Raw genomic sequence first — 20,201 nt, 5'->3', positions numbered from 1 at the left:
TCTCATTCGAAAAAGTCGACCTCGACGCCGGCGCGGGGCGGCGGCGCAGGGGGCGCGGGAAATCCCCTCGTTGCGTCGCGTCACTCCTCGGCGCGGCGGACCTCCGCCAGCCAGGGGCAGCGGCGGCGCAGGAGGTGCTCGAAGCGCGCGTGCATGGTGATGACGGCGGCCGGGCAGTCGTCGCAGGCCCCCTCCAGGCCCACCTCGACGACGCCGTCGTGCACCTTGCGCACCACCAGCGCGCCCCCGTGGCGGCGCGCGAACTCGCCCACCGGCCCCTCGGCGATCTGCCTGGCCGCGGCCTCCAGGACCTCATCGGGGCCGATGTCATGCGCACCGGCTGCGCCTCGCCAGGAGGAGGGCGCCCCCAGCGCGTCCACGAGGGCGGTGCGCACCCGGGAGCCCTCCCGGCCCCAGGTGCGCCCCTCGCCCAGCAGCGTCAGCACCGCCCCGTCCTCCACCTGGACGGCGCTCAGGGTGCCGTCATCGAGCAGCGCCTGGAGCAGTGACGGAGCATGGGCCACTCCGCCGGTGAAGGGCAGCAGGCCATCGGGAACCACCCACCGCAGCACATCGGGATCCGGCGTGGTCAGCGGGTGCGTGGGGACGACGGGCACGGCGGCCTCACACGAGCATGGAGATGACGACGCGCGTGAGCGCCGCCATCACCCAGGCGGTCGCGAGCATGTAGCCGTAGGCGATCGCCGGCCACTTCCAGGTGCCGGTCTCCCGCCGCATGGCCCCGGCCGTCGCCATGCACTGCAGGGCGTAGACGAAGAACACGAGGATGGAGGCGACCGTCGCCGGGTTGAACAGCAGATCCCCGGCCTGGTTCGTCACCGTGTCCTCCCGGAAGGTCATGGTCTGCAGGTGGGAGGTCGGCTCCTCGGGGTCCTCGGCCGCGGCGATCTGCCCGAGGGTCGCCACGAAGGTCTCCCGCGCCGCCAGGGAGGACAGGATCGCCACATTGATGCGCCAGTCGTAGCCCAGCGGCTCGAAGACCGGCTCCACCGCCTTGCCGATGGAGGCCGCCCACGAGTTGTCCATGGTGTAGGAGGTCTTCTGGGCCTCCAGGAGCTTGTCGATCTCCTCGCTGTCCGTGACCGTCTCGCCGTCGTCGTTCTTCACGGTCGACGACGACGGGTCGTCCGCGGCCGCGGAGATGGCGGCGCACTCGGTGCTCGCGGTGCAGTAGGCGTCGAACTGGGCGTCGGAGCGCATGGGCACGTTCAGCAGGGCCCACAGGATGATGGTGGTGGCCGTGATGATCGTGCCCGCCTTCTTGGCGAAGCCCTTGCAGGCGTCCCACACCATGACGCCCACGGTCTTGGGCCGGGGCAGGCGATAGGGCGGCATCTCCATGTAGAAGGGCAGGAGGACGCCGCCGCGGTCGGTCAGGCGCTTGACCACCCAGGCCGCGACCATCGCCGAGACCGCGCCCAGGAAGTAGAGGGCGAACATGATGGTGCCCCGGGCGCCGAAGGGGCCGATCCTGGCGTCTTCGTCCACGAGCAGGGAGATCATGATGACGTAGACGGGCAGGCGGGCCGAGCAGGTCATCAGCGGTGCGGCGAGCATCGTGGCGACGCGGTCCTTGGCGCTGGGCAGGGTGCGGGTGGCCATGATGCCCGGGATGGCGCAGGCGAAGGAGGATAGGAGGGCCACGAAGGCGCGGCCCTCCAGGCCTGCCCGGCTCATGATCCGGTCCATGAGGAAGGCCGCGCGCGACATGTACCCCACGCCCTCCAGGAAGGCGATGACGAGGAACATGATGATGATCTGGGGGATGAAGGTGAGCACGGAGCCCACACCGCCGATGAGGCCGTCCCCCAGCAGGCCCGCCAGGAGCGGATGGGAGTCGTCCAGCAGATGATGGACGATCTCCCCCAGCGCGGTGAAACCGCTCTCGATGCCGTCCTTCAGGGGCTCCGCCCAGGAGAAGATCGCCTGGAAGAAGAAGTACATGATGGCGAAGAAGATGATGGTCCCCGCCACCGGGTGCAGCAGCACCCGGTCGATGGCGGCCGTGGTGCGGTCCTCGTGGGGCGGCTGGAAATCCGCCGCCTCCAGGATCGAGTCCGCCCAGGAGGCGAACTCGGCCGGATCGGTGGGCGGGGCGATGGGGGAGGTCGGCCAGGCGCTGGTATCGGCCAGGCGCTCGCGCAGTTCGGGGATGCCGATGCCGCGGTGGCCCAGGACGCGTATCGCCGGGACGCCCAGGGCGCGTCCCAGGGCCTCGACGTCGAGATGGCCTGCGCGCTTGGTGAGCTCGTCGGTCATGGTGATGACCAGGCAGGTGGGCAGGCCCAGCTGGAGCGCCTTGGCCAGGAAGGCCATGCCCCGGCGCAGTGTCGTGGAGTCCAGGACGACGATGAGGGCGTCCGGCGCCTTGACGGAGGCGTGGTGGCCGTCCAGGACCTCGCGCACGATCTGCTCGTCGGGGCTGATCGGGTCCAGGGAGTAGGCGCCGGGCAGGTCCTCGATGGTCACGCTCGCCGTGGCGCTGCCCTCGGGAAGCCTGCAGGTGCCGATGGAGCGCGAGACCGTGACCCCGGGGTAGTTGCCGGTCTTGGCGCGCAGGCCGGTCAGGGCGTTGTAGATGGAGGTCTTGCCGGCGTTGGGGGCGCCGGCAAGGGCGGCCCGGGGTGCGGAGGCGTCGACCTCGCCGGAGGCGGAGCCGCAGTGGCACGAGGGGCCGGAGTCGCTTGAGGAGTGGGAGGCGCAGGGGCATCCCGGCGAGTGCTCGGAGCCGTGGTCGGCCGTGCGCTCGCGGACCGAGGTCGCGATGCCGGCCTTCGAAGTGACGTCCGTCAAGGGCAGGGATTCGTGGTCGCTCACCGTTCGATCTCCTCGATCGTGACGATGCGCACATCCGCCTTGCGCATGCTGATCTCGTAGTCGGCCACCTTGAAGAGGAGCGGGTCGCCCAGGGGTGCGCGGCGCAGGACCTCGACGGTGCGGCCCGGGATGAAGCCCAGATCCGTCAGGCGCTGCGCCAGTTGCGTCCCCCGCTCGGCGTCGACGGCGACAATGCGCGCCTTCTGGCCCGGGCGCAGCGATGCCAGCGTCGGTGGGTCTGACGGCGAAGAGGCTTTATGGGGCGGTGCGTCGGTGGAGACCCGCTCGGTCTGGGGTGAGGTCGTGGCGGTCGCTGGAGCAGTCACTGTGTTCCTCGGTTTCCTCGGGTGACGTCGCGCGGGAAGCCCCGCCTATCGGTGTTTTAGGTTAGACGCTCCTACTTGACAATGTCGAAACGTAGACATTAGGAACGCCTTACCTTATGGGATCGCCTTGGGGGTGCCTTGACCCTCACGCTGCGTCAGGTCCGAGGGTGCTCCCATGAGCGATTTATTCAATGCCTTTGAGATGAGTCCGGTCCCCGCGCCCGCCGAGGATGCTCGACCTCCCGAGCCTTTCCGCGGTATTTACGGCATGCCGATGTTCGTCACTGTTCCGACGCGGGATTTGGAGGGGTCGGCGGAATTCTGGGCCGAGGGCTTCGGATTCTTCACGCTGTTCGATATTCCGGGGAAGCTCGTGCATCTGCGTCGCTGGGCGTTTCAGGACGTGTTGCTGGTTCCGGCGGGCGACGAGTCGGTTCCGGCTGACGGGAATGCTGCTCCTGCGGCTTCCGCCGCGAGTTCGACTCCTGAAATTGCAGGGATTCCTAGGGTTGCAGTCAGTTTCTCCTGTGTGCTCAGTCAGATCGAGACGATCGCGGAGACCTGTGACCGTCTGATTCCGGGGTGCGTGCGCGGGCCCCGCAGCACTCTTTGGAACTCCCTCGAGGTCGAGGTCACCACTCCGGAGAACGTGCGAGTGATCTTCACCGCCGCCAAGCCTCTCGATCCGAATGGCGAGCAGGCTGACAATATGGAGCGTGTCGGGATTCGAGTTCCGCGAACGTCTCAGGAATAGGAATCAGAGCTGGAACCGGGCTCCCGAGGTCGGATCGGCCAGCCACGCCAGAGCCGCCTGGATGCGAGCGGGGGAGGAGGCCGCCAGGGGCTCGGGCAGGGAATCAGGGTGGAACCAGCCCACCTGCGTGGACTCCTCGTCGGCCGCGTGGGCATGGGCCGCGGCGCCGGGTCGTGGCCGCCCCACGAAGGTGATGTCCATGAAGGCGCAGTTGTCCCCGTTGGGGAAGGCGAAGGGCTTATCTGCCCCCACGCCGGCGACGGCCAGAACCTCGGCGTCCACGCCGGTCTCCTCGGCGCACTCGCGCACGGCCGCGGCCGCGGGCTGCTCTCCGGGCTCGGGAATGCCGGAGATCACGGCCCACTGCCCGTTGTCGGAGCGCCGCCCCAGCAGGAGCCGCCCATCGTCATCGACGACCACGAGGCTCACGCCCGGCAGCCAGAGGAGGTCGTGGCCGATCTTCTTGCGCAGGGCCACGATGAACTCGGGAGTCGCCATAGATCGAGCCTAGAGCAACAAACGCCGAGATCGGTCGAGTTCCGCGCCGAGATCGGTCCGCTTCCGCGTCGAGATCGGTCGAGTTCCGCGTCGAGATCGGTCCGCTTCCGCGCCGAGATCGGTCGAAACTCGCGTCGAGATCGGTCGTACTCCGGCTCGAGATCGGTCGTACTCCGGCTCGAGATCGGTCGCTCTCCGTGTCGAGATCGGTCGTGCTGCCGCGGGGCTGCTGTTCGCCGGAGGTTCTGAGGTGCGGCATGCGGCTTTGGCCCTCGAGCTCGTCGTGCGCGTCTCGACGTCGGGTTGGCCGGGCTGAATCGGACCGATCTCGAGCCGGAAGTGGACCGATCTCAGTGCGGGGCGCGGTGGGTGTGCCTGGCGGGTGTTGGTTGTCTTCGATGTTGCACATGGGAGGGCGGGGCTTCTGCGGGGCAAGAGCTGGTTTTTGTTGGAATGACGAGATTTTAGGGCGATCATTGTGTGTGGTGGTCGGGCTCCCATGTGCAATGAGGGGGTCTACGCACATGGGAGCATGACCACTACCGCTACCGACATTGCTGTTCCGCGTGATTCCGCGGTTCCCACCGACGCCGGATGCACGCGAGTGTGCAACACCCACCACCCCCCCTGCACACGAGGGCCACGAGAACACCGGCAGAGCCACCCCGCGGCCGTCCAGCCCACTTCACACGACCCCCCAACCCGAAAACCACCCCACCGAAAACCACCACACCCCAAACACCCACCCCTGTCCCAGATGCCCTGACACGCGACACCCGCCATAAGACCGATCCGGCGCGTCGGGCAGGGGAGAGGCGACGCTAAAGTGACTCACGCCCGTGCGTTCCGGGGTCGTAGCATCGGACGCGTCCTGATGGCCGGTGAGCCGCCGGCGCACTGATTGAATCAAGGAGTTCCATGATCACCATCGTCGCTACGTTCTCCATTCCCGAGGACAATCGTGAGCGCTTCATCGAACTCGCTCATCGCCTTGCTGCCGGCAGCCGCGCGGAGGCCGGAAATGCCTCCTACCGATTCGTCATCTCCCGCGAGGATGCCGGTGTCTTCGCCTTCATTGAGGAGTGGGCCGACACCGCCGCCGTCGACAGCCACAACGCCTCCGAGCATTTCACCGACCTCGTTCCGCGGATGGTCGAACTCTCCGATAACGCCCCTGTTATTGCCCAGTACGAGGAGGTCTGACTGGGCGCTTGAACCTCGGGCTGTTCATGTCGGCGGTTCGAGGCCTCCAGCGGTATTGGCGCCAGGGCGGAGACCCGCACCATGACTTCCTTCGTTGAAGAAAGATCGGCCCCTGCCCCTCATCTCCATGGCCCGTGATGGGAAGTTATGGGCGGGCGCTGCGGCGGAGCTTCATCGGGGCCGGCTCGCCGCCACTTTGCGGGCCTTCTCGGCCCAGGCATCGGCCCGCTCGTCCAGGCTGCCGCCCTCCCATGTCCCGCCGGCGCGCTCGACGGCGCGGGCCAGCAGCCAGTCGGCCACGGCCGGGTTCTTGGGCAGCAGGGAGCCGTGCAGATAGGTGCCGATCACATGATCGGCGCGGCCGCCCTCGGTGCCGTCCTTGCCGTTATTGCCGTCACCGGAGCGCACCCGCCCGAAGGGCGCGACTCCGGCGGCCAGCGTCGTCAGGCCGGAGTGATTCTCATAACCGACCACCCTCCCGAAGTCCTTCGACTCCAGGGTGATGTTCCCGATCAGCCGGCCCGACCCGGCCACGGTTTCGGCGTCGAGAATGGAAATGCCGGGGATCTCGGCGCCCGTGCCCGTGATGAAGCGGTGTCCGAAGAGCTGGTAGAGCCCGCAGATGACGAGCATGGGCATGCCGTCGGAGGCCCAGGCGCGCAGCTGCGGACCCCGCTCCACCAGGTCCTCCTTGATGCGCTCCTGCCCCGAGTCCTGCCCGCCACCGCCCACGAGCAGATCGACGTCGTCCGGGAACTCGTCACCCGGGTCGTAGGAGAGCAGGTCGACGTCGTAGCCCGCCCACTGCGCGCGGCGGGCCAGCACCAGGGCGTTGCCCCAATCGCCGTAGATGTTCATGTCCCGCGGGTAGAGCTGAAGCAGCCGCAGGCGCCCGCGAGCGGCGCCATCGGTCGCGTGCAGGTAGGTCGGCTCGCTCATGTCAGGGCCTCCTCGACGTCGGTGAGCTCGGCCAGATGGGCGCGCAGGGCGAGCATGGCCGTATAGGTGGTGAAGATGCGCATGGGGCGGCCCGCCCCGTCGTCGGCGGCGGAGGCGGCCCGGCGCAGGAGGGCCACGGCCCGGGTCAGATCGGGCTCGACCGTGCCGATCGGCACCTCGTCGTAGCGCAGCCGCAGCGCCATGTCCCAGGCGCGCACTCCGGTGACCACGGCAACACCCTCGGTGCGCAGGCCCGCGAACTCGACGTCCCACAGCCAGGACATGTCGCGGCCGTCCGCGTACTCGTCGTTGATGGCGATCATGACCGACTCCGGGCCGCCGGAGCGCACGGCCTCGGCGGCCGTGAGCAGTCCCATGCGGAATCCTGCGGGATTCTTCACCAGTGAGAGCTGCACGTCACGGCCGTCCAGGGTCAGCACCTCGCCGCGCCCGAAGGCCGCCTGGACGCTGGCGAGCGTGGTCAGCAGGCCCGCCAGGTCGGCCTCGTCCCCCAGCGTCTCCAGGGCGACGGCGAGGGCGGCGCAGGCGTTGAGCTGGTTGTGGATGCCGGGGATGGTGAAGGCGACGTCGTGATCGGCCCCGTCCACGCGCACGACGGCATCCTGGCCGCTCAGGGACTGCAGGCTCACGCGCGGCGTCGGGGTGGCTGAGGTTGAGGTCGTCGGGTTCGCCGGGGCCTCTGCGGTCGCTGAATCAGCTGAGCTCGCCGTGTCGGCATCGTCCTGCGGAGAGGCCGCGCCGGTGCGCAGATCGTCGTCGGACAGGAACAGGGAGCGCAGGGCCGGCCCGGCGCCGAAGGAGGCGACGCGGGCAGTCAGGTCCCCGGTGAAGGCGTCGGCCCCCAGGCGCGGGTCGTCGGCGTTGACGACGACGGAGCCCGTGGTCGCCAGGGCGACCTTGTGCAGGAGCGAGGCGGTGTAGTCGATCTCGCCGAAGCGGTCGAGCTGGTCGCGCATGACGTTGAGCAGCAGGGCGTGGCGGGGCTTGATGAGTCGTACGAAGCGCACCGCATGCGCCTCGTCGAGCTCCAGGACGGCGACGTCGTGGCTCAGGCGACCGCCCGCATCGACCTCGGTGAGCAGCGAGGCGAGTACTCCGCGCACGAAGTTCGAGCCCGACCGGTTGGTCAGGACCTTGAGGCCCTGTTCGCGCAGGAGCTGAACGACCATCTTCGTCGTGGTCGTCTTGCCGTTGGTGCCCGACACGACGACCACGCCCATGGGCAGCTGACCCAGCGTACGGGCCAGGAAACCGGGGTCGAGCTTCTCGACGACGAGGCCGGGCAGTGCGGTCCCGCCCGAGCCGCCCCCGCGCAGTCGGGATACGAGGCGGGCGGTGCGGCCCAGGGCCACGGTGATGCGGGAGCGCAGGGACGCGGCGGGGGAGAGGTCCATGGGTGCGGCTCCTGCAGGTCGATGACGGGGCGGCGCTAGTCTAGGGCCACCTGCGAGCGGGCGCGTCGTCCGTGCGGCCTGCGACCGGGACCCGGTGCGGTCGCGCCACCATGCCGCCCGAGCAGCCTCCGGATGGGAACCTAGAGGTTCGAGAGGTTCGAGAGGTTATGGCCGGGAAATGCGTCACATGGACCGTCGGGCCCGAGCCGGGGCACAGCGAGGGCTTCGACTGGGAGCAGACTCCCGACTCGGTGCTCGCCGAGATCGGTCCGGTTCCGGCTCGAGATCGGTCGTACTCCGTGCCGAGATCGGTCGGGTTCCGCGTCGAGATCGGTTCACGCGCGCTCGCGCCCGTCTCGACGACACAGATGCTTTCACGAACGAGTTGCCAACGGCGTTGGACGCTGTCATGCAGGGGCATCGCGAAGTCGGTGACACGAGTCTTCTGACAATCTGCGCGCTCAGGATCTGCTGGAGCTTCATGCTGCAGAGTGCCGGGAGGAAGCCCGTGCTCGGCGGGCCGGTCGGTGCAGCGGCTACACCTCTGCCGATCGCCTACTCATCAAGGATCGGGAAGCAGACGTCGGTGACCCAGCTGTTGGGGTCGTCGCTCTGCGCCGGGCTGACCCGGTAGATGTTGAACATCGGGCCGGTGCGCAGGCCGTGCTCGGCGATGTAGGCGCCGATCGCCGTGGTCGCCGTGGGCATCTGGGAGTAGTCGCCCCGCACGGTGGCGGTCACGATCCGCTGCGCGGGCAGGGTGCGGCGTTCCAGGGGCGGGGTCGCATCGAACGGCTCGGAGACCTGGAGCCAGACCTCGACGTCGACGTCGGCCTCCCGGTAGTCGGCGTCGTAGTAGGTGGCCCCGCCGATGGCGCCGTCGGGAAGACGAGCGCCGGACTTCTCCAGCAGGGGCATGATCTCCTGCCACAGGAGGCCTTCCGCGTGGTAGTCGGCGATGGTGCGGCGCAGGCCGGCCACCTCCATCCGGGGCAGCGTTGTGACGGTGACATCGGTCATGGTAGTCATAGTGACGTGTCCTCTCAGTGTGGTGCCGATGCGATCCAGGGCGAGAAGCTGTCCTCGCAGGGCGTCCTGCTGACGTAGGAGTTCGGTGCGTTGTGCGGCGATCGCCGCCTCGACCCTGGCTGGATCTGCGCAGACCACGAGCTGCGCGATTGACGCGACGGGGAAGCCCGCGTCACGCAGTTGTACGACCAGATGCGCATCGACCAGCTGCTCGGCTCTGTAGTAGCGATAGCCGCTGAAGGGGTCGGTGAACGAGCACATCATGCTCCTGGTAGTAGCGCAGCATGCGCACACTGATCCTCGACAGCGTTGAGAAAGTGCCGATGCGCAGCATGCGTTCGCCGTGATCCATGGAGTGAGCACACACCCTCACATCGTGGCAGACACAAGGGTGTCCGAGCGTGTGGCAAGGGCACCGGGGCGGCGTCGAGACAGTCACGATGGCCGAGACAGCCGAGACAGTCGCGACATCCGTGGCCCGAGTGGGAGCTGCCTCGCCCAATGAGGCTTCTGTCGGGCGAGTGCTCCGCGCAAGCCCGTCATCGTCGTCGGGCTCGGGGCGGGAGCGGACCGATTTCGAGCCGGAACTGGACCGATCTCGGGGCGGAAGCGGACCGATTTCGAGCCGGAACTGGACCGATCTCGGCGCGGAAGCGGACCGATCTCGAGGCGGAATGCGACCGATCTCGAGGGTGGTGCGTAGCTGGGTCCCTGGGCGCGCCCGCGGGGGCGCCTCTTTCGAAAGAGACCGCCGTCACCCTCTTGCGCATCTGTTGTGATGGGTGCAACATAGACGTCATACATGTTTTGCATGTCATGCATGTTTTGTGTGGCAGAGTGATAGGAGGAATCGTGGTACCGCGCAACCCGTCCCACATCGGGCCGGACGGCAGAGGCTTCTTCGGAACGGTCACCGTCGGGCAGAGGGGGCAAGTCGCCCTTCCGACGCAGGCCCGCAAGCATGTCGGTCTCGAACCCGGGGACCAGCTCATCGTCCTGACAGATCCGGCCCAGGGGCTGGCGCTCATCCCGCTCGCCAGCTTGCTGGAGCGTGCTCCGAAGGACGATCCGCTCGCCATGCTCGTCCGCTCGGCCTTCGGCGGTCAGGGTCCGAGCGCCCCGGAGGCGGGTGCGGACGATCCGGATCCGGCCGCGGACCCGAGTGTCGCTCCAGAAAAGGGCTCTGCCTCCCAGGCGGGCCCCCCTTCGAATCCGGGTGCCCCATCACCTGCCGCCGAGAAGTCGTCCGAGGAGGAGTGACAATGAGTACTGCAATCGTCGTTGAGAATCTGACCAAGACATATGGCGAACTCGCCGCCGTCGATGGGGTCTCCTTCGAGGTGAAAGCGGGAGAGATCTTCGGCCTGATCGGGCCGAATGGGGCGGGAAAGACCACGCTCCTGGAGTGCCTGGAGGGCCTGCGCACTCCCAGTGGCGGAAGCGTGCGCGTCCTCGACGCCGATCCGGCCAGCCCCACCCCGGCCTGGCGGAGCCGTATCGGGGTCCAGCTGCAGACGGCGGCGCTGCCGCCCAAGATCAAGGTGCGCGAGGCGATGGACCTCTTCGCCTCCATGTACAGCGACCCCGCCGACACCGACGAGCTCCTGGAAGAGCTGGGGATCGCCGGCAAGCGCGATGCCTACGTCGAGAAGCTCTCGGGCGGCCAGCGCCAGCGGGTGTTCATCGCCCTGGCCCTGATCAACCGGCCCGAGATCGTCTTCCTCGACGAGCTCACCACCGCCCTCGATCCGCAGGCGCGCCTGGCCATGTGGGACGTGGTGCGCTCCATTCGGGAACGGGGCGCCACCGTGCTGATGACAACGCACTACATGGAGGAGGCGGAGGCGCTGTGCGACCGGGTCGGCGTCGTCGATCACGGACGCCTCATCGCCCTCGACACCGTTCCCGACCTGGTCGCCTCCCTGGGCGGCGGTGCGGAGATCCGGCTGCGCACTTCCAGCCCTGTGCCCGCTGCACTCCTGGAGGGGCTGGATGGGATCTCCAACGTCAGAGTGCGCGACTGCCAGGTGCAGGTGCACTCGACGAGCACACGTTTCCCACAACAGATGATCGACACGATAGAGCAGACCGGCCCCACCGTCAGTGACGTGCGCGTCTCGGCGCCCTCGCTCGAGGACGTGTTCCTCTCCCTGACCGGCCGTTCGATGCGCGAGGAGGACTGACCCCAATGAAAACCTTCCGTCAACTGTGCAGGGTCACTGCAATGCGCACCCTGCGTGAGCCCGCAGCGGTCATCTTCTCGATCGCCTTCGCCCCGGTGTTCGTCCTCGTCATGGGCCTCATCTTCGGCAACGATCCGACCCCTGAATTCGGAGGAAAGGGGTTCTTGGAGACGAACTTCACGGCCTTTCCCGGCATCGTCATCGCCATTTCCGCTGTCGTCATGGTGCCCATCGATATGGCGACTCAGCGCAGTGCGGGGGTACTGCGGCGCTTCCAAGTCACCCCGCTGAAACCGGGCCTCTACCTGGCGGCCGACGTACTGTCCCGCGCGGTTCTCACCTTCCTGTCCATCGCGACCATGTACGGCATTGCGATCGTGGCATTCGGAGTCCGGCCCGCATCGGCGGTGGCCCTGCTGTCAACGCTCCTCGCCACGCTGCTTGGACTGGCCGCCTTCCTCGCGCTCGGCTACCTGGTGGCGTACCGATTGCGCACCCCGGGCGCGGCTCAGGGACTCGGCAACATCCTGCTGTACCCGCTGATCTTCACCTCGGGTGCCGCCGTCCCTCTGTCCGTGCTCCCGTCGGGGGTGCTCTCGGTGGCTCGCTTCTCGCCCCTGACTCAGCTCACCTACCTCACTCGGGGCCTGTGGGCCGGTGACGGCTGGGGTGCGCACTGGGGATCGGCCGTCGTCCTCCTCGGCTTCGGAATCGTCTGCGGCGCGCTCGCGGCCCGGCTCTTCCGCTGGGAGTGAGCGGGGCGCCGGCGACGGGGCCCCGCGGTGCCGGCGGGCCCCGCCGCTCCGCCCGCGCCGTCGCCCTCCACGAGATCGGTTCACTTCCGCATCAAGATCGGTCCAGTCCTGCTTCTCCCTCAGCCGGTCACGCCGCGCTGATGACCGAGCCCTGGTCGGGGCACGCCAGTCGGCGGTGCGCCGGCGCGGCGCGCCGGCCGGGGGCGTGCTGCCGGAACTGCTCGAAACGGAGCGGGACTCCCCGGGCGACGTCGAGGTCGAGTCCGTCCATGGCCTGGATATGGAGATGGGGCTGCGTCGAGTTGCCGGAGTTGCCGCAGCTGCCGATCCTGTCCCCGGGGCCAACCCGGTCACCGGGCGAGACGAGCAGGGAGCCCCGTCTCAGGTGCGCGAGCGCGACATAGAGGCTGCTGCCCGCGGTCCGAATGACCGCGTAGTTGCCTGCGACTCCGGCCGCTCCCCGGCGGATCCGCTTCGACTGGCTCAGCCCGTACGGGATCAGCGTCAGCGGGGACCGACGGGCCTCGTGATCGGGCTCGCCGTCGTGGACGGCTGCCACCGTCCCCGCCACGGGCGAGTACAGGGGCCGGCCGAAGGCGTGGAATAGCTCCGGGGGCTCGGTCGCGAGGATCGTCCGCAGGCTGTAGCCGGGCGCCGTCCGACCGGCCTCGTCGACCGCGATGAAGTCGATCGCGTACGTGGTGCCGAACAGGTCGGTTCCGTGGCTGGGGACTTGCCGCGTGGGACTGATCTCGGTGAGCCACGACCCATCGAACGGGAGCCGTCCGACCACCCCGTCTTCGGGAAGGGGGCGGGAGGCCGTCGTGCCTGTCATCGATCTCCTTTCAACGGTCGCGGCGGTGATCGCCGCGACCAGGCCCGCAAGGACCGCGCGGCGTCGAGTGATAGCGGGGCGGGACACGGGATACCTTTCAGATACTATCAGTATTTGGATACTAAGAGTATCTGAGTGCGAGAGGGCGTGCAACGGGTGGGAGCGCCTTTACGATCGGTCGAGTGATAGACCTTCCCGATCCGATCAGCAGGCGCGACCGCCAGAGACAGACTCGCGAGGCCATCGTCTTCGCTGCACGCGCGGCCTTCGCCGAGGCCGGCTACCACGGCGCCCGGCTCGACCGGATCGCCCGGGCCGCGGGCTTCTCCAAGGGGGCCGTCTACTCCAACTTCGCGGGCAAGGCCGAGTTGTTTCTGGCGGTCCTGGACAAGGACATCGAGGGCTCCACGGGCCGAGGCTGGAACGCCTTCGGGCCGCAGCCGGGGGGTCTGGCCGCCGACGGCGAGGCCGCGGAGGCCGTCAGGGGCCTCGCCCTGGCCACCCTGGAGTTCATCGCGGTGGCCGCCCGCAACGAGCGCCTGAGCGGACAGGTCGTACAACGGGTCAACCAGGTGGTCGGCGCCTATGCCGCCGTTGTCGAGTCCTCGCGCCGAGATCCGGCCGATCGGGCGGGGAGGGGCGGCGCCTTCGGCGTCGGGGCCGGAGAGGCCGGGGACGGCGGTACGAGGTGCGGCGACGCGGAGATCGAAGGCGTGGAGAGCCGCGACGCGGGGGTCGGAGAGGCGGGGGACTCTCTCACCGACGAGCGGCTCGGAGCGCTCCTGGCCGCCCTCGACCAGGGGGCGGCGGTCCTGTCCCTGGCCGGCAGCACCGCCATCGACCAGTCCCTCCTGCGCGCCGGGATGCTGAGGCTGCTGGAACCGGGGTGGACGGCGGAGCCGGTTTCCGGCTCTCGGGACGGAGAGGGGGAGATGCCCCTCCATCGGGTCGTCCGGGAACGCGCTGCCCAGACGCTTGAGGCGCGGAGGTGAAAAAGGCGTGGGTCCGGCCCGAGGCCTGTGCCGCCGCCGGGGCCGGCTGTCAAGGGACGATGATCGCCTCACCGTCGGCGAGCATGGTGGCCCGGGCCGCGCCCTCGCGCCGCAGCGACTCGATCACATGGCGGGCGACGGCGAGGCCGTCCGTATTGAGCAGGCCGTCGTGGACGCCGACGACGAGCTCCGGCCGCAGGGCGCGCACGTAGCGGATCAGGTCGGCGACGCGCAGCCACGGGGCGTCGACCGGGGTGACTAGGGCGGTGAGGCGGTCCGGCGGGACCGGGTGCTCGTCCCCGGTGACGAGCACCCGCCCATCGACCAGGTAGGCGCGGTTCGCCGGGCCCGGGAGTGTCGGGTGCACCTCGGCGTGGCGGTTGCCGGCCACCTGGACGGGCAGGGTGCCAATGCGCAGGGTCGTGCCCGTGACCGCCTCGCGCAGGCCGTCCTCGCCTCGGGCGCCGAGTCCGCCGAGCTCATCGAGCGCGTCCCCCGGCGCCCAGACGGGAATGCCGCGACGCAGCGCCTCCTCGACGAGGCCGGTGTCGAGGTGGTCGGAGTGACGGTGGGTGATGAGCACGGCGTCGATACCATCCAGGCCGGGATGGCGCCCGAGTTGCCCCGGGTCGAGCAGAAGCCGTGTGCGGCCGTCGTCGATCGTTAGACAGGCGTGGTGGATCTTCGTCACTCGGATCGAGATTGGCATGGGGGCAGGCTATCCCGGTGGCATGTGTGAGAAGTGGCGTGTGCTCCTCGGCGCAGCGGGGCCGGGATGCGGTTGCTCTGGCGGGCTCTGAGACGGGGACTGCACATGGGAGAGGAGGGCCCTACCGGGTCGAGTGCCGTTTTTCCTTACGATTCTGCGGTTTTCTAATTTACGTCAAGGCGAGTTGTCGTGCTCCCATGTGCGCAGACCCCCCTGCGCGCACATGGGAGCGCGACAAGTCGCCTTGACGACATGGGTGGATCCCTGGAATTCCAACGAAAATTGGCGTTCGCTCCATCGGATCGCCTCTCTCCCATGTGCGAACCGGCTTCACACTCGCCTCTGAAGGGTCCGAGGAGTCGGTCTGGGCGGTGGCGGAGTGGCCACCCGGCGGGATTCGAGGGGCCGGTGAGGCACGATCGGGCTGATCGGGCGCAGTGTCTACTGGGCTCCGCGTTCCCCCGATCGGGCATAGCTGTGGGGAGCCACTCGGCTGCTGCCGGGTGGCTCCCCGGGAAACTGGGATATTGACTCAGAGTCCCAGCAGGACTCTGATCGGAGCGCAAGGCCCTGGAGACTGCGGAAGCGTCTCCCAGCACTGTCCGTCAGATCTGGGCCCTCTGCGCGTCCGGGCTCAGTCGGCCCGGGGCGCGCCGGTCGCAGCGGCCTCCGGGGCGCTCTCCGGGGCGCGGCGGAATCCGGGGTGGATGAGGACGAAGACGAACACGGCGACGAGGATCGCACCCCCGACAGCGATGGGCAGAATAGGCGAGAGGCCGTACATGGCCGTGCCTGCCGCGGGTGAAACGGCGTAGGTCAGTCCGTTAGTCGCGCCGATCAGGCCGGCGAGGCCGCCTTGCTCCTCTCGGCTCATGAGCAGTGTGGGGCCCGCCGTGTAGCCGGGCATGGCGATGCCGACGCCCATGCCGATCGCCGTCACCGAGATGACGATGAGCACGAACCCGCTGTTGAGCGCGAGCAGGGCGAATCCGCCGGCTCCCAGAAGCGTGCCGACGCGCAGCAGGGTCGAAGGTGCCCACTTCGAGCGCGGCACGATGACGGTCTGAGCGATCACCATTCCAATGCCGGCGGCGAGCAGTGCACCGCCGGTGTAGAGGCCGGTCGTGTCCGCATCCAGGCCGAGGCGGTCCTGGACGAGGAAACCGGTGACGATCTGGATGAGGCCCAGTGCGGTGAACATGCCGAATCCGGCCATGAGGAAGGGCCAGACCCGCGGGTCGAAAGGGCTGACATGCGCGGGCTCATCAACCAGTTCGGTTCGGGACTCCCGGCGCAGAACGAATATCACCACCAGTAGCCCCGCGAACAAGAATACCGGGACCATGTCGACCGACACCATGAGCGAGATCCCCGACAGCAGCCCGCCGACGAGGGCCCCGGCGATCGAGGCGATGCCCTGGGTGGCCCCCACTCCCGCCATGCCGCGCACCCGCTCCTCCTCGCTGGAGGTGATATCGGCGACGTAGGCCTGAGCGGTCGGGAGGATCGCCGCCAGCGCCGTGCCGAAGAGCATGCCGCGGACAAGGACGAACATAATGAACAACGGCGTCTTGCTCAGGCTCCCGCCGATGCCCATTGCGGCGATGATGGCGAAGAGCGTCATGGCCGCCGTGCAGGTCGCCAGGGAGGCGATGAGAACCGGTTTGCGCCCCCATGATTGGGATCGCCGCCCCCAGATCTGGCTGGTGAGGACGACCATGACCGCCGCGACGCTGATCGTCACGCCGATCTGCCATTCGTCCAGTCCGACTTCCCGCGACAGCGGTGCGATGACGGGGTTGAGGGTCGTCTGCCCCAGGTAGGCCAGGAAGACCGTCGCGAGAACGATCCCGACCTGTGAGGAGGCTCGGGTGTCGCCCGTCCTCTGCGAAGCGTTCATATTCTGTTGTCTCCTCTCGAATCGTTCCCGCTCGGAGTCGCGGTCCGGAGGTTCGACTCCGGTCGGATCCCCGGACCGCCGGACCTTCGGGCTCTGGGTGGGTGGTGATCTCCACCTGGTGATTCGGGCAGTGATACCTGTGCATCTGCGCATTCGGGCATCCGTGCATCCGTTCCCGGTGGAATGCAGGCAACCCTATGTGAACAATGTTCTAATAACAAGATACGATGCCCGCTTCTACTGAGGTTGTCCTCTGGCGGCAGTGCGGGAGGCTGTAGCGGGACAGTGCTGCGCTTGTGGCGGGTTCTCTAGCGGTCTCCGGCGGGTGCCGCGCCGTCGTCTTCGCGGCGCCTGCGGCGCGCGATGAGCGGCCGTTCAGGCGAATGGGTTGGCTTCGAGGTCGGCGTCGAAACCGGCGTCGAGTCCTACCTCCAGGCCGTCCATGAGGCGTTCGAGGACGAAGCGGTAGTAGCGGTCCTGCGCTGCCGCTATCTCCTCGGCCGAGCCTGTGAATTGGGCGATGAGGTCGCTCATCAGCAGGGAGATGCCCGTGCTGTCGGTGGCGATCCCGCTGAGGGAGCGCATGAGGGTGGCGTGGTCGTGCGGGCCGTCGTCCTTGTGCAGGCGTCGATCGTCCATGGTGGTGATCGTCATCATCGCGGTGTTGACCAGGGAGGAGTACGCCAGGGCTGCGTGGCGGCCGAAGCCCGCCTGCTGCAGCGAGGCGATCCCGGAGTCCACGACCGGTGCGGCGCCCGGGAAGACGGGCCCGTGCAGCAGCAGCCATCTGGCTGTGCCCGGGTAGTCGGTCAGCACCGGGCGCAACGGGTAGAGCGCTTCGCGGAACCACTGCCGCCACGGCATCGCGGTGGTCGGCTGGCCCACGAGCGTGAGTATCCGTTCGACGACGTGCCGGCTCAGAGCCTCGCGTCCGCCCACATGGTGGTAAATGACCGAGGGGGCGACGCCGAGTCGTTCGCCGAGATCGCGCAGCGTCCACGTCGCCAAGCCGTCGCCCTGGGAGAGGGCGACGGCGGCATCGATCACCTTGTCGGCGTCGAGTCCGACGTGGTAAAAACCGCGCTTCTCGGCTGCGCCTTTCCTGGTTCCCGCCATCCCTGTTCCTCGTCGCGTCCCTTGTCGCCGTGCGGCTGCTTTCCGAGTGATGGCCAGGCTACAGGGGGCGGTGGCGCTCGGCTCGATCAGGGCAGGGCGATGATTCCGGCGATGTGACATGCGGTGGCGATGGCGGGTCCGACCACCATGCCCGGAATCCGGTATGACAAGCCGATGGCGGCATCTCCGACTTGAGCCAGCGCGGCCGCGCCCAGGATGAGCGGTGTCAGTGGGGTCGGGGCGAGCCAGACGGCGACGACGACCAGCGCGCCGAGAGGCGCGCTCCGTGCCGCATACATCGCCGGGTAGAAGCGGTCGTCGCGATTGGCGCTGTCGGATGGGGCGAGCAGTCGTGGTCGTATCACGGCTGCCACCGCAAAACCAGCGGCGCCCGCTCCCATGATCGTGTTGATGAGCGCCAGCCACCAGGGCATCGCAATCACTTCCTTATATCGTTCAGTTGTGAATGATTCGATACCGTATCATTGCGTCCATGGAAGAGAAAGAGGGCGGTGCGGCGATTCTGTCGTCAGCAGGTTTTCGGCTAGGGGTTCTCGGCGCGCAGATCACCAGGGCCTTCTCCGCGCGGATCGAGGGGACCGGGCTTACCCACAAGCAGGTGGGCCTGCTCGCCGTCGTCGACGCCGGGGTGGCATCGTCCCAGCGGGAGATCGCCTCCGCGATGCGCGTGGCGCCGAGTCTGGTCGTCTCACTAGTGGATCAGCTCGTCCGGCTCGGGGCCGTCCGCAGAACACGGAGCAGGACTGACCGCAGAGCGCACATCATCGAGATCACCGCCGAGGGGCGGCGCCTGCTCGCGTTGGGCGCGGATGCCGCCCGGCGTCTCGACGCCGAGCTTCGCGCAAGCCTGTCTCCGGCCGGGCGTGCGGCTCTGGACGAGTTTCTGGCTGAGTCGGCTGGGCCGGCTGGGCTGCTTGGGCCGGCTGGGCTGGACGAGTCGGTTGAGCGGAGTCTCCCTTCTGCCGATGCCGGCGGCGGCTGAGTGGGGCGTAGTCCGTCACCTGCGTCTGTCCGACCGATCTCGGCGCGGAGTGCGACCGATCTCGGCGCGGGGCTGCCTGGGGTGATCAGCGCCCCGGGGCGATGACGAACAGCGCTCCCGGCTCGATCTCGACGGCCAGCGAGCGAGTAGTGCCGGCGATGTCGCCGTCGATCTCGAAGGGGACCGGCCTGTCCGTCGTGATCCGCAGGCGGGAGGCCCTCATCGTGGTGAAGCCCTCCTGGTCCCGGCCGGTGAGTATCTGCGCACCCAAGCGCGCCCAGTCCACGACCCGGTCGGGACTGGCGAGCATGAGGTCCACCTTCCCGTCTGACGGCGAGGCCTGGGGGAAGAGCGGCACTCCGGCGGTAATGGTGCCGACGTTGCCCAGGAGCGCCATCACCACCTGCTGCTCGATGGTCTCGCCGTCGTCGAGGGTGACGGTGGCCGTGAACGGGTCCGGTGCGGCATTCTGCACCGCGGCCAGGGCGTAGGCGCCCGAGCGGATGACCTTCTTGAGGTCGTCGCTCGTGTTCTCCATGATCTGCGCATCCAGGCCGATCCCGGCCATGACGACGAAGCGCTGGGTGAGGATGCCGTCGTCGTCCGGGCTGTCGGTCTCGCAGCGCACGACGTCGATCGCCCGGGCGTGTCCGTGCAGTGCCAGGCGCAGGGCGGCGTCGGTGTCCAGGGGCACGCCGAGGTTGCGGGCGAGCAGGTTGCCGGTGCCCGCGGGCAGCAGCGCCATGGGCGTGCCGGTGCCCGCCAACTCCGATGAAACGGCCCGAACCGTCCCGTCGCCGCCGGCGACCAGGACGAGGTCGACGCCGGCCTGCAGCGCGCGTCGGGCCGGCTCGTGGCCGGGGTCGTCAACCGTGGTCTCCAGCCAGAGCGTCGGATTCCATCGCGCGGCGCGCACCTCGGCCTCGACTCGGCGTCGCAGAAGGGACAGATCGTCGAATTTGACCGGGTTGAGGATGATGGCCGCACGTTTGCCACCGCTGCTGCGCAGCAGGCGCATCCGCGCCCAGGCGGACAGGATCGAATCGACTCCGCCGATGCTGAGAGCTAGATTCGCCACGGCGATGCCGAGCAGCAGCCCGCCCACGATGTCGGACAGGTGCGCCAGGCCCATGACCCATTGGCACACGGTGGTCAGCAGGACGGCGCCGAAGCCGATGGTGGTCCACTGCGCCACTGAGGAGGTGCCGCGCCGGTGCGCGCGGGTCAGGGTGACCAGTACCCAGGCGCCCAGGGTCATGGCCGTGACATGGCTGGCCGGGTAGGCGCCTCCGATGTGGGAGATCGAGTCGGCGAAGGCGGTGTGTGGTCGGGGGCGGTGCGTGGTGAAGGCGAGGACGGTCTGCAGGGGGATGCCCATGGCGGCGACCGTCAGTGCCAGGGAGAGGCGCCGCATGCGACGCCTGAAGGAGAAGACGGCTACCCCTGCGATGGCGACGACGATGAAGAAGGGGTGCGTGATCAGCGAGAAGGCCTCGGCAACCTGGCCGAGGTAGGAGCGCGGTCGAAGGATGGGAGGGTGTATGTGGGTGTCGAGGACAGCGGTGTACCCGGTCAGGGTCAATCCGCTCCAGAGCAGGAACAGCAGGGCGAATATCGCGGCCAGTGTGGCCTCGGGAAGGTGGCGGGGGAGCGCGTGCAGTGCCGCAGAGACACGGGACATCGCCGCAACCTCCTCACCGGCAGCA

General features: G+C 68.5%; 20 protein-coding genes. 7 read left to right on the top strand and 13 right to left on the bottom strand.

Annotated features, from left to right (window positions below; genetic code table 11):
- Nucleotides 1-80: 80 nt before the first annotated feature.
- The 3 genes from W5W_RS0101040 to W5W_RS0101030 are packed head-to-tail and all read right to left on the bottom strand — an operon-like array spanning nucleotide 81 to nucleotide 3,164.
- The gene (locus W5W_RS0101040) at nucleotides 81-617 is read right to left on the bottom strand and encodes a NifU family protein (protein WP_008731190.1); all 537 of its coding nucleotides are present in this window, start codon (nucleotides 615-617) and stop codon (nucleotides 81-83) included.
- Nucleotides 618-624: 7 nt separating this feature from the next.
- Nucleotides 625-2,838 (bottom strand): ferrous iron transporter B, encoded by a 2,214-nt coding sequence (gene feoB / locus W5W_RS0101035; RefSeq protein ID WP_017193988.1) that lies wholly within the window; start codon nucleotides 2,836-2,838, stop codon nucleotides 625-627.
- On the bottom strand, nucleotides 2,835-3,164 hold the full coding sequence (locus W5W_RS0101030; protein ID WP_017193987.1) for a FeoA family protein: 330 nt from the start codon (nucleotides 3,162-3,164) through the stop codon (nucleotides 2,835-2,837). Before W5W_RS0101030 ends, feoB begins: the two co-directional genes overlap by 4 nt.
- A gap of 175 nt (nucleotides 3,165-3,339) precedes the next feature.
- Here W5W_RS0101030 and W5W_RS0101025 point away from each other — a divergent pair, with 175 nt between their 5' ends.
- Nucleotides 3,340-3,918, top strand: a complete 579-nt coding sequence (locus tag W5W_RS0101025) for a glycosyl transferase (protein ID WP_029573987.1) — start codon at nucleotides 3,340-3,342, stop codon at nucleotides 3,916-3,918.
- A 3-nt stretch (nucleotides 3,919-3,921) separates the two neighbouring features.
- Here the strand turns inward: W5W_RS0101025 and W5W_RS0101020 are convergent, their stop codons facing one another.
- Nucleotides 3,922-4,416, bottom strand: coding sequence for an NUDIX hydrolase (locus W5W_RS0101020; RefSeq protein ID WP_008731185.1), 495 nt, complete (start codon nucleotides 4,414-4,416; stop codon nucleotides 3,922-3,924).
- 918 nt (nucleotides 4,417-5,334) lie between these two features.
- Here W5W_RS0101020 and W5W_RS0101015 point away from each other — a divergent pair.
- Nucleotides 5,335-5,619, top strand: a complete 285-nt coding sequence (locus tag W5W_RS0101015) for a putative quinol monooxygenase (RefSeq protein WP_017193985.1) — start codon at nucleotides 5,335-5,337, stop codon at nucleotides 5,617-5,619.
- Nucleotides 5,620-5,790: 171 nt separating this feature from the next.
- On the opposite strand, the gene W5W_RS0101010 is transcribed toward W5W_RS0101015, so the two are convergent.
- The 3 genes from W5W_RS0101010 to W5W_RS0101000 all read right to left on the bottom strand — a co-directional run bounded on the left by W5W_RS0101010 (nucleotide 5,791) and on the right by W5W_RS0101000 (nucleotide 9,266).
- On the bottom strand, nucleotides 5,791-6,558 hold the full coding sequence (locus W5W_RS0101010) for a type 1 glutamine amidotransferase (RefSeq protein WP_008731199.1): 768 nt from the start codon (nucleotides 6,556-6,558) through the stop codon (nucleotides 5,791-5,793).
- Nucleotides 6,555-7,973, bottom strand: coding sequence for a Mur ligase family protein (locus tag W5W_RS0101005; protein ID WP_008731193.1), 1,419 nt, complete (start codon nucleotides 7,971-7,973; stop codon nucleotides 6,555-6,557). The genes W5W_RS0101010 and W5W_RS0101005 overlap by 4 nt, the downstream gene beginning before the upstream one ends.
- 555 nt (nucleotides 7,974-8,528) lie before the next feature.
- Nucleotides 8,529-9,266, bottom strand: coding sequence for a MerR family transcriptional regulator (locus W5W_RS0101000; protein WP_238533211.1), 738 nt, complete (start codon nucleotides 9,264-9,266; stop codon nucleotides 8,529-8,531).
- A gap of 588 nt (nucleotides 9,267-9,854) precedes the next feature.
- Here W5W_RS0101000 and W5W_RS0100995 point away from each other — a divergent pair.
- From W5W_RS0100995 to W5W_RS0100985, 3 genes are read left to right on the top strand one after another with little or no spacing between them, the layout of a single operon-like run.
- Complete coding sequence (locus W5W_RS0100995) at nucleotides 9,855-10,262, top strand: AbrB/MazE/SpoVT family DNA-binding domain-containing protein (RefSeq protein ID WP_017193983.1); 408 nt, start codon at nucleotides 9,855-9,857, stop codon at nucleotides 10,260-10,262.
- Between the two features lie 2 nt (nucleotides 10,263-10,264).
- Nucleotides 10,265-11,185 carry an ABC transporter ATP-binding protein gene (locus tag W5W_RS0100990; RefSeq protein ID WP_017193982.1) on the top strand — a complete coding sequence of 307 codons (921 nt, stop codon included), beginning with the start codon at nucleotides 10,265-10,267 and terminating at the stop codon, nucleotides 11,183-11,185.
- A 5-nt stretch (nucleotides 11,186-11,190) separates the two neighbouring features.
- Nucleotides 11,191-11,940, top strand: a complete 750-nt coding sequence (locus W5W_RS0100985; protein ID WP_029573985.1) for an ABC transporter permease — start codon at nucleotides 11,191-11,193, stop codon at nucleotides 11,938-11,940.
- Nucleotides 11,941-12,067: 127 nt separating this feature from the next.
- Here W5W_RS0100985 and W5W_RS0100980 read toward each other — a convergent pair whose 3' ends face one another.
- Nucleotides 12,068-12,775: a M23 family metallopeptidase gene (locus W5W_RS0100980; protein WP_017193980.1), complete on the bottom strand. Its 708-nt coding sequence runs from the start codon at nucleotides 12,773-12,775 to the stop codon at nucleotides 12,068-12,070.
- Nucleotides 12,776-12,957: 182 nt separating this feature from the next.
- Here W5W_RS0100980 and W5W_RS0100975 point away from each other — a divergent pair, with 182 nt between their 5' ends.
- Nucleotides 12,958-13,767 (top strand): TetR/AcrR family transcriptional regulator, encoded by an 810-nt coding sequence (locus tag W5W_RS0100975; protein ID WP_017193979.1) that lies wholly within the window; start codon nucleotides 12,958-12,960, stop codon nucleotides 13,765-13,767.
- 49 nt (nucleotides 13,768-13,816) lie between these two features.
- On the opposite strand, the gene W5W_RS0100970 is transcribed toward W5W_RS0100975, so the two are convergent.
- The 4 genes from W5W_RS0100970 to W5W_RS0100955 all read right to left on the bottom strand — a co-directional run bounded on the left by W5W_RS0100970 (nucleotide 13,817) and on the right by W5W_RS0100955 (nucleotide 17,926).
- Nucleotides 13,817-14,476 carry an MBL fold metallo-hydrolase gene (locus W5W_RS0100970; RefSeq protein ID WP_008729545.1) on the bottom strand — a complete coding sequence of 220 codons (660 nt, stop codon included), beginning with the start codon at nucleotides 14,474-14,476 and terminating at the stop codon, nucleotides 13,817-13,819.
- A 634-nt stretch (nucleotides 14,477-15,110) separates the two neighbouring features.
- On the bottom strand, nucleotides 15,111-16,376 hold the full coding sequence (locus tag W5W_RS0100965; RefSeq protein WP_017193978.1) for an MFS transporter: 1,266 nt from the start codon (nucleotides 16,374-16,376) through the stop codon (nucleotides 15,111-15,113).
- A gap of 375 nt (nucleotides 16,377-16,751) precedes the next feature.
- Nucleotides 16,752-17,492, bottom strand: coding sequence for a TetR/AcrR family transcriptional regulator (locus tag W5W_RS0100960; RefSeq protein ID WP_017193977.1), 741 nt, complete (start codon nucleotides 17,490-17,492; stop codon nucleotides 16,752-16,754).
- Nucleotides 17,493-17,578: 86 nt separating this feature from the next.
- A complete protein-coding gene (locus tag W5W_RS0100955) occupies nucleotides 17,579-17,926 on the bottom strand; it encodes a hypothetical protein (protein ID WP_017193976.1) in 348 nt (115 codons plus the stop codon).
- 59 nt (nucleotides 17,927-17,985) lie between these two features.
- Between W5W_RS0100955 and W5W_RS0100950 the strand changes: the two genes are divergently transcribed.
- Nucleotides 17,986-18,495 carry a MarR family winged helix-turn-helix transcriptional regulator gene (locus W5W_RS0100950; protein WP_017193975.1) on the top strand — a complete coding sequence of 170 codons (510 nt, stop codon included), beginning with the start codon at nucleotides 17,986-17,988 and terminating at the stop codon, nucleotides 18,493-18,495.
- 85 nt (nucleotides 18,496-18,580) lie between these two features.
- On the opposite strand, the gene W5W_RS0100945 is transcribed toward W5W_RS0100950, so the two are convergent.
- The gene (locus tag W5W_RS0100945) at nucleotides 18,581-20,176 is read right to left on the bottom strand and encodes a bifunctional phosphatase PAP2/diacylglycerol kinase family protein (RefSeq protein WP_017193974.1); all 1,596 of its coding nucleotides are present in this window, start codon (nucleotides 20,174-20,176) and stop codon (nucleotides 18,581-18,583) included.
- Nucleotides 20,177-20,201 lie beyond the last annotated feature (25 nt).

The organism is Actinomyces massiliensis 4401292, from assembly GCF_000269805.1.
In the GTDB taxonomy this organism is placed as follows: domain Bacteria; phylum Actinomycetota; class Actinomycetes; order Actinomycetales; family Actinomycetaceae; genus Actinomyces; species Actinomyces massiliensis.
Note: the sequence above shows the minus strand (reverse complement) of the source record. Positions and strands in the feature narration are given on the sequence as shown.

Excerpts from the sequence above, each read along its gene's own strand:
- W5W_RS0100955 (WP_017193976.1), bottom strand. The coding sequence starts at position 17,926 with ATGCCCTGGTGGCTGGCGCTCATCAACACGATCATGGGAGCGGGCGCC.
- W5W_RS0101020 (WP_008731185.1), bottom strand. The coding sequence starts at position 4,416 with ATGGCGACTCCCGAGTTCATCGTGGCCCTGCGCAAGAAGATCGGCCAC.
- W5W_RS0101015 (WP_017193985.1), top strand. The coding sequence starts at position 5,335 with ATGATCACCATCGTCGCTACGTTCTCCATTCCCGAGGACAATCGTGAG.
- W5W_RS0100970 (WP_008729545.1), bottom strand. The coding sequence starts at position 14,476 with ATGCCAATCTCGATCCGAGTGACGAAGATCCACCACGCCTGTCTAACG.
- W5W_RS0101010 (WP_008731199.1), bottom strand. The coding sequence starts at position 6,558 with ATGAGCGAGCCGACCTACCTGCACGCGACCGATGGCGCCGCTCGCGGG.
- W5W_RS0100980 (WP_017193980.1), bottom strand. The coding sequence starts at position 12,775 with ATGACAGGCACGACGGCCTCCCGCCCCCTTCCCGAAGACGGGGTGGTC.
- W5W_RS0101025 (WP_029573987.1), top strand. The coding sequence starts at position 3,340 with ATGAGCGATTTATTCAATGCCTTTGAGATGAGTCCGGTCCCCGCGCCC.
- W5W_RS0100965 (WP_017193978.1), bottom strand. The coding sequence starts at position 16,376 with ATGAACGCTTCGCAGAGGACGGGCGACACCCGAGCCTCCTCACAGGTC.
- W5W_RS0100960 (WP_017193977.1), bottom strand. The coding sequence starts at position 17,492 with ATGGCGGGAACCAGGAAAGGCGCAGCCGAGAAGCGCGGTTTTTACCAC.
- W5W_RS0100950 (WP_017193975.1), top strand. The coding sequence starts at position 17,986 with ATGGAAGAGAAAGAGGGCGGTGCGGCGATTCTGTCGTCAGCAGGTTTT.
- W5W_RS0101005 (WP_008731193.1), bottom strand. The coding sequence starts at position 7,973 with ATGGACCTCTCCCCCGCCGCGTCCCTGCGCTCCCGCATCACCGTGGCC.
- W5W_RS0100945 (WP_017193974.1), bottom strand. The coding sequence starts at position 20,176 with ATGTCCCGTGTCTCTGCGGCACTGCACGCGCTCCCCCGCCACCTTCCC.
- W5W_RS0100990 (WP_017193982.1), top strand. The coding sequence starts at position 10,265 with ATGAGTACTGCAATCGTCGTTGAGAATCTGACCAAGACATATGGCGAA.
- W5W_RS0100985 (WP_029573985.1), top strand. The coding sequence starts at position 11,191 with ATGAAAACCTTCCGTCAACTGTGCAGGGTCACTGCAATGCGCACCCTG.
- W5W_RS0101000 (WP_238533211.1), bottom strand. The coding sequence starts at position 9,266 with ATGATGTGCTCGTTCACCGACCCCTTCAGCGGCTATCGCTACTACAGA.